The organism is uncultured Bacteroides sp. (assembly GCF_905207245.1).
In the GTDB taxonomy this organism is placed as follows: domain Bacteria; phylum Bacteroidota; class Bacteroidia; order Bacteroidales; family Bacteroidaceae; genus Bacteroides.
The window spans coordinates 1-10,099 of record NZ_CAJLKP010000121.1 but is presented as its reverse complement, the minus strand read 5'-3'; the positions used below and the strand labels follow the sequence as shown (position 1 = coordinate 10,099).

8 protein-coding genes are annotated in these 10,099 nt (G+C 48.7%); all 8 read left to right on the top strand.

Translation table 11 applies throughout. The features are described 5' to 3' along the window. Positions 1 to 892: hypothetical protein (locus tag QZ135_RS23175; RefSeq protein WP_365979359.1), on the top strand; the 892-nt coding region annotated here is incomplete at its 5' end. A gap of 45 nt (positions 893 to 937) precedes the next feature. Beyond that, on the top strand, positions 938 to 1,411 hold the full coding sequence (locus tag QZ135_RS23170) for a hypothetical protein (protein WP_005682896.1): 474 nt from the start codon (positions 938 to 940) through the stop codon (positions 1,409 to 1,411). An 8-nt stretch (positions 1,412 to 1,419) separates the two neighbouring features. Further along, a complete protein-coding gene (locus tag QZ135_RS23165) occupies positions 1,420 to 2,787 on the top strand; it encodes a DUF5458 family protein (RefSeq protein ID WP_032838686.1) in 1,368 nt (455 codons plus the stop codon). Positions 2,788 to 2,872: 85 nt separating this feature from the next. Next, positions 2,873 to 7,180: a DUF6531 domain-containing protein gene (locus tag QZ135_RS23160; protein WP_294615190.1), complete on the top strand. Its 4,308-nt coding sequence runs from the start codon at positions 2,873 to 2,875 to the stop codon at positions 7,178 to 7,180. After that, the gene (locus tag QZ135_RS23155) at positions 7,168 to 7,815 is read left to right on the top strand and encodes a hypothetical protein (RefSeq protein ID WP_208080701.1); all 648 of its coding nucleotides are present in this window, start codon (positions 7,168 to 7,170) and stop codon (positions 7,813 to 7,815) included. The genes QZ135_RS23160 and QZ135_RS23155 overlap by 13 nt, the downstream gene beginning before the upstream one ends. 354 nt (positions 7,816 to 8,169) lie before the next feature. After that, entirely contained in the window at positions 8,170 to 8,415 is a 246-nt protein-coding gene (locus QZ135_RS23150) for a DUF1016 N-terminal domain-containing protein (protein ID WP_208080699.1), read from the top strand. Positions 8,416 to 8,537: 122 nt separating this feature from the next. Then, positions 8,538 to 9,707, top strand: coding sequence for an IS4 family transposase (locus tag QZ135_RS23145; RefSeq protein ID WP_208080697.1), 1,170 nt, complete (start codon positions 8,538 to 8,540; stop codon positions 9,705 to 9,707). 10 nt (positions 9,708 to 9,717) lie between these two features. Then, on the top strand, positions 9,718 to 9,966 hold the full coding sequence (locus QZ135_RS23140) for a DUF1016 N-terminal domain-containing protein (protein WP_294615187.1): 249 nt from the start codon (positions 9,718 to 9,720) through the stop codon (positions 9,964 to 9,966). Positions 9,967 to 10,099: the final 133 nt, after the last annotated feature.

Sequence of the window (10,099 nt, the reverse complement as noted above, 5' to 3'; positions counted from 1 at the left end):
GACGGAATGGTTCGGACAGGTACTGAAAGAGGGTGTCCCGCAGGGCATCCGTCTGACAACCATTGATTTGAAAAAGAACAGGAGTGTCGCTTTGGACGAGTCGCCGGAGGTGGTCCACATACGCCCCCGCTTTGACATGGCGGCGGCACTGCATAACCGGATGGCACGGGCGGATACCGGTAACGACCTGATTGCGCCCGAGAACCGGTTCAAACAGCAGGTGACGGCGGTCATGGACTGCACGCGGAAACAGGATTTGAACCTGCTGGAAAAGGAAATAAGGAAACTCTTGGATATTGCCGGGGAACTGAAGGATGCGAATATTCGGATATCCGCTCTCTTCATCGCTTCCGAAGCCTGCTATGCTATCCGCGAATACAAAAGCAGCATGAAATACAGCGACAAGACCATCCGCGAGGCGGAAAAGGCGATGAAGGATGGCGAGGCGGCGGGATACAGCTACTGGAAGATGGCTGTTTCCATGAAGGCGGCAATCCTGACGGCAGAAAAGAAACGCGAAGAGGCGGTGGCTTTATACGAGGGGATAGCCGGGAAAGCTGTCGAACGGAAAGACCCCTATTATGTCATGGAGGGCTACCGGATGTGCGGCTTCCTGCGGTACGAGGAGGGAAAGCTGGAACAGGCGTTCGAATATTTCCTGCTGGCATTGGCGGGAGGAAGCTATCTTTCCGAAGACATCAGACGGAGCTCCACCTTCACCTACGCGGCACACCTGGCGCTCCATACGGGCAGGCAGGTGCGTGCGCCGATTGACATCGAGGTGCTGGAACGCCAGCTTCACGAATGGCTGGGCGAGGACTGGAAGGAACTGGTGGAGAATCCCTCCATGCGGCAGGCAAAAGCCAGAAGAAAAGGAGGTATTTTCAACTGAAAGAGAATTTAATCAACATATAGTTTAAACTTAAATATCGAATTTATGGATCTTGGAAATTACGGAATCGGCGGAAACGAAGTGAAGATTGACGCCTCCGAAGGCATTGCGGAAATTCCACAAAACCGGACATTATTGGTGGAGCAGTTGACTAAAGACGAACCGGTGGCTCCCGAAGTGATCACGGGGCTGACCAATATCGACCAGGTCTTCGCGCATTTCTTACCGGAGATAGATATTGAGTTCACCGATGCGGAAGGTGCTCCCGTGGAGGAAAACTTCCGTTTTCACAATGTGGGGGACTTTTCTGTCAAGAAAATGACGGAGCAAAGTCATTTCCTGTCAGGACTGAATACGGAAAAGCAGTTCGCCGACAGGATGGAGAAGTCGTTGCGCTCCAACAAGGTGCTGCAACGGGTATTGGAGAATCCGGCGACACGCGAGGCATTCGTCAATTCGCTTTCTGCCATGCTGGACGATTTAAAGAAAAACGAGAAGTCTAACCCTGCAAATGAATGACAACAGCTATGAGTGAACAGAACACACACAGGGAGGCAGCCGTACAACAACAGCAGGCTGCGGCACAGTCCAGAAACCTGAACGCGGAGCTACAGGTCCTGGCTAAGTTTGGTGGTTTCAATGTCCTGGAGTCCTCTGTGGACGGCATACAGAACCTGAACCCGGAGCGCAAGGCGCGCCGTAACATTTTCCTTACAGACCCCGAACGGGCGCCTGAGCGCAAGGAGCTGGAGAAACGGCTCGAAATGTGGGTGGACATGCTGCAAGGCAACAAGTCCATCAGCGAAATGATTGAACTGTGCCAGAAGAAATCGGCAGCCGTCTCCGACCTGCTTTCCCAGAACCAGCTGAAGGCGGTGGAAGAGGTGAAACAATTGGAGAAGTCATACCGTACGGTCATGCTTTTCTACAAGAATACGGATTCCGACAAGATTAAGAACATTTCCATCGTCAATGCTTCCATGGAGCAGCTCACCGACCTGGACAACTCTTTCTTCATCGACGCCATTGCGGACGAGTTGCGTGCCAACTACGACCGCCTGGACCTGCGTACCAACTATTCCTTGCTGGTCATCCCCGGCTACCTGGGTTCCAACAAGGTGATTGAGAAATGGGCGAAGATAGCGCATGACAACAAGGTGATGATTTATACCGACTTCGCCGACCTTGAAAAGCCGGACGATGTCATCGAGATGTTCTTCGACTCCAACCTGTCGGGAGGCGATGTGTACAAGTCCAACGTATGTATGGCCTGCAACTACCTGGTCGGACGTGGGCGTTATGCCGAACTCGGCGAGACGGAGGACTTGCTGATTCCGCCTTCCGCGGCACTGGCGGGCAGCGTGTACAAGACGGTGATGGCACAGGTCACCGCCGGCAAGAAATACGGTTCCATGAGCGAGGTGGACGGAGTGGCTTTCAACCTGAAGAAGAGCGAGATCTCCGAACTGGAAAAGATTGGTCTGATTCCCATGGTGAAGGAATACGGCAAGGTGATGGCGTTCTCCGCCAAGACGTTGTTCAACGGCGACAACCTGGGCTTGCAGACCTATTCGGTGGTACGTGTGTTCGACTGGGTGACCAAGGTATTGATGGACTTCCTCAACCGGCGCGCTTTCGAGAACTGGAACAGCAAGGCAGAGAGGGATTTGCGCGGACAGATCAGCAAGTTCCTGGACAGCATCCAGGGTCCCGGACGCCTGATTGAAAAATTCAAGATCCTCCGCTTCGAGCGTGACCCGAAACAGAAAGACCGCATTTTCCTCGACATTCACCTGACTCCTTACTTCCCGGCAAAGAGTTTTGTCATCAAGTTGGAAGGCACCAAGGGGGATGACGAGAATGACTGGAACAGCGATTATGCACAGGATGCATAGGCAATCCCTTTTCTGAAACAGCCGGAGAACTCCGGTTAACCTCTCCGGCTGTTTCCTTTCTTTACTTTTCTAAACCGTTCTCACTATGTCAGATGTGTTGAAAAATATAGCTGATGCCGTTGACAACAACAGCACCAGACGGGGATTCTCCGACCTTTTCGCCGACTCAAAGGCTGCCCTGGACAAGCTCCAGGCGGGACTGGGCGGACTGCTCCCATCCATGCCGGGCATGCCCGTAGCCAAGTTCGGCGACCTTGCCATAGGGATAGACATGCACCCTACGGTCACACCGCCGTCACCCGTCATGCCCGTGCCGCATGTGGGGAAAGTATATGACCTCATGGCGGACATCATGGCAGGCATCGCCGCCGCCATGCCGCCCGTCACCGAAGGGGTGGCGGGAGTGGCGTGCAGCATTCTCAAGGGGATGGCACCTACGGTGAAGGTGCATAACCAGTGGATTGCGCAGGCGGGTATAGGCATCGTGCACCTGCCTGCATTCGTCCTGCACCCGGCACCGCTGGTCAGCGGCATGTCCGAGTCGGAGATGTGGATGGGCAGCGCGACCGTGCTGGCGGACGGTGCCCCCTGCTCCACGCTGACACATCCGGCGCTCTCCTGCAACCTGGTCGGCATCCCGACCATTCCCCGCAAGGGAAAGCCCAAGAAAGTGAGCAAGGCGTTGCTGGCACCCACATCCATGCTCTCCACCATCACCTCTGTAGGCAAACCGGTGCTCGTGGGCGGGCCGCCCACCATCGACATGTTCGCGCTGGCAATGAAGTTCGGGCTCAAGGGGCTGGGAAAAATGTGGAAAAAGCTGGGCGACAAGTTCCAGGACCTGATTGACAGACTGAGAAAGAAAGGAAAGAACCGGCTGGCGGACATTCTCCAGCCCATCAAATGCAAGACATTCGGCGAGCCGGTCGATGCGGCAACAGGCAGGGTGTACCACACCAACGTGGATTTCGAGCTGCCAGGCCCCATCCCCATCGTTTGGGAACGCACCTATTACAGCGATGCCGCCGTGGACGGCCCGTTGGGCTACAACTGGCACCACAGTTACAACCTGGGCATCCGGCGGCTGGAAGAAGGGGCTTTCCTCTTCCGCCATGCTGACGGACGGGAGTCCTTCCTGCCCGTGCTGGAACCGGGGGATTCCTATTTTGACCGCAAGGAACAATTGCTCTGGATGCTTGACGGGCAGGGTTATCTGCTGACCGACATCCGGGGACTTCAATATCGGTTCGACGGACCGGAGAACCGCTTCGGCTACCGCATGGTGTCGGACATATCCACCAAAGACGGGTTCCGCATCCGTTTCGAATACGCTTCGGCTGGAAAACTGGCGGGAATCGTATCTTCTCGGGGGGAACGCTTGAAGGTGGAAACCGACGAATTGGGACGGGTATGCTGTGTGTCCATGAAGCAGGACGGTGAGGAGACCAGGCTTGTCCGCTATCGTTATGACGACCGGGGCGACATGGTGGAGACCACCGACGCACTGGATGTCAGCAAGCATTTCGTCTATACCGACGGGCATCTGCTGGTACAGCTGACCAATCAGGGAGGCATGGCCTTCCATTGGGAATACGAAGGCAAAGGTGAGAACGCCCGTTGTGTGCATACATGGGGGGACGGCGGCGTCATGGAGTACTTCATCCGTTACGGCAAAGGCTACACCCATATCCGTAACGGGGAGGGTGCCGAAACCGAATACCATTACGGGGAGGACAAGCTCATCTACAAGATAGTGGATGCCAATGGGGGAATCACGCGCCAGCAGTACAACGGATATCAGGAACTGGAGGTCACGGTCAACCCCGAAGGTTATACCCGCAAGACTTCCTACAACGAGTTTGGCCAACCTGTCCGGATAACGGACGAGAACGGCGAGGATACGTTCCTGAGCTACGACGGAAACCGCAACCTCGTCCTGCTCTGTACGCCGGGAGGGAAACAACTTTCTTGGGATTACGACGGGATGGACCGTGTCGTCAGCCGCACCACGCTCAGCGGGGAGACTGTGAAATACACTTACGAGGGAGGCGTATTGCATACCATTACCGACGGGCAGGGACGCGTCTATACCCTCACCTTCAACGACCGCTACGACCTCGAACTGCTGCGGTTCCCCAACGGCCTGTTCCGCAGGTGGGAATACGACGGTAGGGGCAGGCTTATACAGGCGGTGGATGTCAAAGGCAATGCCACCCGGTACGCCTATGACCGGGCGGACAACCTGATACGGCTGGAAGAACCGGACGGCAACGTGCACCAGTTCGAGTACGACGCCATGGGGAACATGGTACATGCCACGGACAACATCCGCGAGGTGAAGTTCACCTATGGGGCATTGGGGGTATTGAAAAGCCGTGAGCAGGAACGCCATCGGATTACATTCGGTTACAACAGCGAGTTGCAGCTCCGGCGCATCGGAAACGAGGCGGGTGACAACTATTTCTTCGAGTTGGACGGTTTGGGACAAGTCGTTACGGAAATCGGTTTCGACGGGCTGCGGCGCGAGTATGAGCGCGATGGTGCCGGACGTGTCACACGGGTAAACCGTCCCGGGGACAAATGGACGGAATACCTGTATGACGGGTTGGACAACATCCTGAAGGAAGAACAGTACGACGGCGATGTATCCCTTTACACGTATGACAAGGACGGAATGCTTGTCAAGGCGGAAAACAGCGAGAACCTGCTGGAGTTCACCCGTGACAGGAAGACGGGACAGATTATAGAGGAGAAACAGGGAGAATATACCGTCAACCGCACGTACGACAGCGAGGGCAACTGTACCCGTATCACCAGCAGCCTGGGAGCGGACATCCGTCATACGTACGACCGGGAAGGCAACTTGCAGACCATGCAGGCGGGCGAGAGCTGGCAGGCGTCATGGGTACGTGACAATACCGGGCTGGAGGTGCAGCGCACCTTTTCCGGCGGTGTGACTGTCAGGACGGAACGTGACTGCTTCGGCAGGGAGGTACACAAGTCAGTACGGTCGGGCGGCATAGAGAAAGGTGCCTACCGCTACCAATGGGGTATCGCCAACCGCCTGCTCTCCAAGGAGAACGAGCTGACAGGTACTGTCACACGCTACGACTACGACCGTTTCGACTTCCTTATCCGGCAGGAAACCATGCAAGGTTCGGAAACGGATGTGATTTACCGTACACCGGATTTCGTGGGTAACCTTTTTGAGACACCGGATAAGAAAGACCGCAAATACGGTGCCGGAGGAAAACTTTTGGAAGACCCGGATTGTTTCTACCATTACGATGACGAGGGGAACCTCATTTTCCGTGAATTCAAGCAGTTGCAGGAAACGGGCGTAAGGTTCGACCGCAAGCGAATGGAGAAGGAACGGGGCATCCGCTGCTTGGCAACGGGAACGGGATGGCTGTACGAGTGGAGTTCCAACGGGATGTTGAAGAAAGTCATACGCCCGGACGGAAGACCGGTGGAGTTCCGATACGATGCGTTGGGACGGCGGACGGCAAAACAATACTTCGGGAAGATTACACGTTGGGTATGGGACGGCAATGTGCCTATCCATGAGTGGGACTACAAAGCCACTGATATGCAACCGGATGAGGAGGAAAGCATTCCACCCAAAGAACCGACCAAAGATATTACCACCTGGGTATTCGAGGCTGGCACGTTTGTACCTACAGCGAAGATGCAGGACGGCAAACAATACTCCATTGTGTTTGACTATTTGGGTACACCTATTCAGATGTACAATGAACAGGGGGATAAAACTTGGGATTGTACATTGGATATTTATGGAAAAGTACTTACGGTTAATAAAGGCTCTGAATTTGATTGTCCATTTCGTTGGGCTGGGCAATACTTTGATTCTGAGACTAATCTATGCTACAACCGTTATCGTTACTATTCACCTGAAACAGGCAGTTACTTATCACAAGACCCGATTCGACTATCAGGAAATAATCCTACTTTATACGCTTATGTACACGACCCAAATACGTGGTTAGACCCGTTTGGATTGGAATGTAGTGCTGCACAAAGAAAAGCTAATAAAGCAAATGGAAAGAAAGCAGAAGATTTGATTTATAATAAGCTATCGAATAATCCAAATGTTGAAATATTAGGACGGCAAGTAACAGTTCATACGGAAAAAGGAGTTCGCTATGTGGATGTTCTTATTCGGAATAAAAAAACTGGAAAAATAGTTGCAGTGGAAGTGAAAAGCGGAAATGCGAAAAGAAGTGGAAAACAAATTTCGAAAGATGATATTATAAATAGCGGTAGTGGCACATTTGGTGAGAATGGTTTTTCAGATTCAAATAATCCATTAATAGGCACATCGACTGCTAATACTACTACCAGTGTAACACAAGTACCTTTATGGAAGATATAATTAACAAAATTAGGAATGTATTAGACGTTCCTACTCAAAATGAAGGATTGTTTTTCGATGATAAGACAAATTCTTACAAAACTTATCTTGATATAGAAAAACAATTACTATACGGGTATTACTTTGACTTAAGAAAAAAAATAGGAAGCGACTATTATTTATTAGATATATCACTGCGCATACTAAATAAGCCAATAAGTAATATTGCAAACAATATCAAATGTGAAGCTATTAACAACCGAAAAGAGATACCTATCTCTTTAAAGAAAAAGCTAATAAGAGATATAAGGAATAATGAAACATTAACAGGTTTGTACAGGTGGTATGAAATTGACATGGTCTTTCATAAGAAGATAACTATTTGGAGTTGTTCAATAAATAATTTGGAAGAATTGAATGACTATAAATCGCAACTCTTAACGCTATTTGAAAAAGGGCAAGAATGGGTAAGGGGTGCAAATGAATGGGATTTTTTAATAGACTGGGCATTTAATCATGACAATTCACTGCAAGCCTTAAGTATTCTTAAGTATTTAGACAGAAGAGATGAGTTTATATTGCGTAAAGAGGAAGCAATATATGAATATGAAAAGAAGAAATATCCAATTGATGAACTTCGCATAATTTCAATTTGATTTTTTCTTGAATTGACTTTCTGAGTTTTTGCCTTTATAAAAGGCAAGCTAAAAAAGTCTTTTTAAACTTTTGCATCACTTCTCTTAAAAAAGTTATCAACAGGTATTTGGCTTGTGTATCCTATTGTCTTATGGTTGTTATTGAGGGGTGGTTAATGGTGTGCTAATGGTTGTTGTACCTGATGAAAAAAACAGTCAAAATTCAGTTCTCTTTTTATCAAGTTTTAAAAGCCCCCAAAGAAAAGCCCCTGTTTTAAGTCCCTATTTATCCTTACGGAGCATGAAAGAAAGTATTCTATCTAACATTCAAGCCGTTTAAAGTTAGTAACTTTGCATCTAAATTATGATACTGATATGGCAGCAGGTGGAGAAATAACAAAAGGAATCAATACGCTTTACGACACGATTACTCAAATAATCGAGGATGCACGTACAAGTGTTTACCGTACCGCTAATTTTGCAATGGTAAAAGCCTATTGGCACATCGGCAGAGCCATTGTAGAGGAAGAACAGAACGGCAAGGAACGGGCAGAATATGGGAAACAAGTACTCAAACAATTATCTGATAAACTGACTAAAAAATACAGAAAGGGTCACTAGTGGGCACTTTAAATTAAACATCGTTCTTTGAAATCTTTGATAATCGCATAGTTATGTGTTTTTTTGGAGCGTGACGATTTGAATTGAAAAGTTGTTTTAGCTTTGCCCAAAAGCTCAAGACAATGAATCAAGGCAAATATATCTTCGCTCAACTTACAGATTTTCTTCCCCGTCGTGTCTTTGACCGCTTGGTAGAGAAGTATTCCGGGAATAAGAAAATGAGAACATTCACCTGTTGGAGTCAGATGCTGTGCATGATCTTTGGACAACTGACCGCCCGAGACAGTATGCGTGACCTTATGCTCAGCCTCGAGGCACACAAGAACAAGTACTATCACTTGGGATTCGGTGCAACAGTTAGCCGTACCAATCTGGGGAAAGCAAACCGGAATAGAGATTATCGTATCTACGAAGAATTTGCTTATACCCTGATTGCGGAAGCCCGTAATAGCTACAACAAAAATGACTTCGAGGTGAAAGTTGACGGTAATGTTTATGCCTTTGATTCCTCCACCATAGACCTTTGTCTGAATGTTTTTTGGTGGGCGGAATTTAGGAAACACAAAGGAGGCATCAAACTTCATACCTTGTATGATGTAAAGACTTCCATACCGACAGTCGTACTGGTAACCAATGCTAAAGTACATGACGTAAACATGCTGGATGAGTTGAGTTATGAAAAGGGAAGTTTCTATATCATGGATAAAGGATATGTTGACTTCACCCGTTTGCATAAGCTTCACGCTAGTGGTGCTTACTTCGTTACACGTGCAAAGGATAATATGAGATTCCGCAGGATGTATTCCCGTGAAGTCGATAAAACAACCGGAATAAAATGTGACCAGATCGGAATGCTTGAAACGTATAAATCGCTCAAAGCATATCCGGACAAACTCCAGCGGGTTAAATACTACGATGAAGAACTGGACAGAGAATTTGTGTTCATCACCAACAACATGGAACTCTCAGCAGAGGAAATTGCTTTGCTATACAAGAACCGTTGGCAGGTGGAACTATTTTTCAAATGGATAAAACAACACCTGAAAGTAAAATCTTTTTGGGGCACCACGATGAATGCTGTCAAGACACAAGTGTACTGTGCCATCATAACATACTGTCTGGTTGCCATTGTCGCTTACAAATTGAAAGTCAACCGTCCAATCTACGAAATTCTACAAATTTTGAGCTTTTCTCTACTGGATAAAACACCTGTAAGAGAGATACTTACCAATTGTGATTACAAAAATATCAAAGAACTAAATTATAAACAACTGAAAATCAGCCGGGACTAAGTGCCCAGTAGTGAGAAAGGGTTTTGATGAAAGTAACTTGCGCCACATACGCAATTTCTATCTCATTTACCCAAAATGTGACGCACTGCGTCCTGAATTGAGTTGGACACATTACCGCCTACTTTTAAAGGTCGAAAGTGAACAGGCGAGACTGTTTTATATGCAAGAAACAGTCGATTGTAATTGGAGTACACGGACACTTGAACGGCAAATTGGCAACCTCTATTATGAACGGATGCTTATGTGGATTCAGCATTGAAAGAATCTTTTCCCCTTTCCGCTTCAGTTGGAATACGGAAGCCGTCCGCGTGTTACATTCTCCTTCAAAATCCATAATTCCTTTTTTCTTCTTAACATAAAGATACAATGTTTTTCTGAGAGATATTCTACAT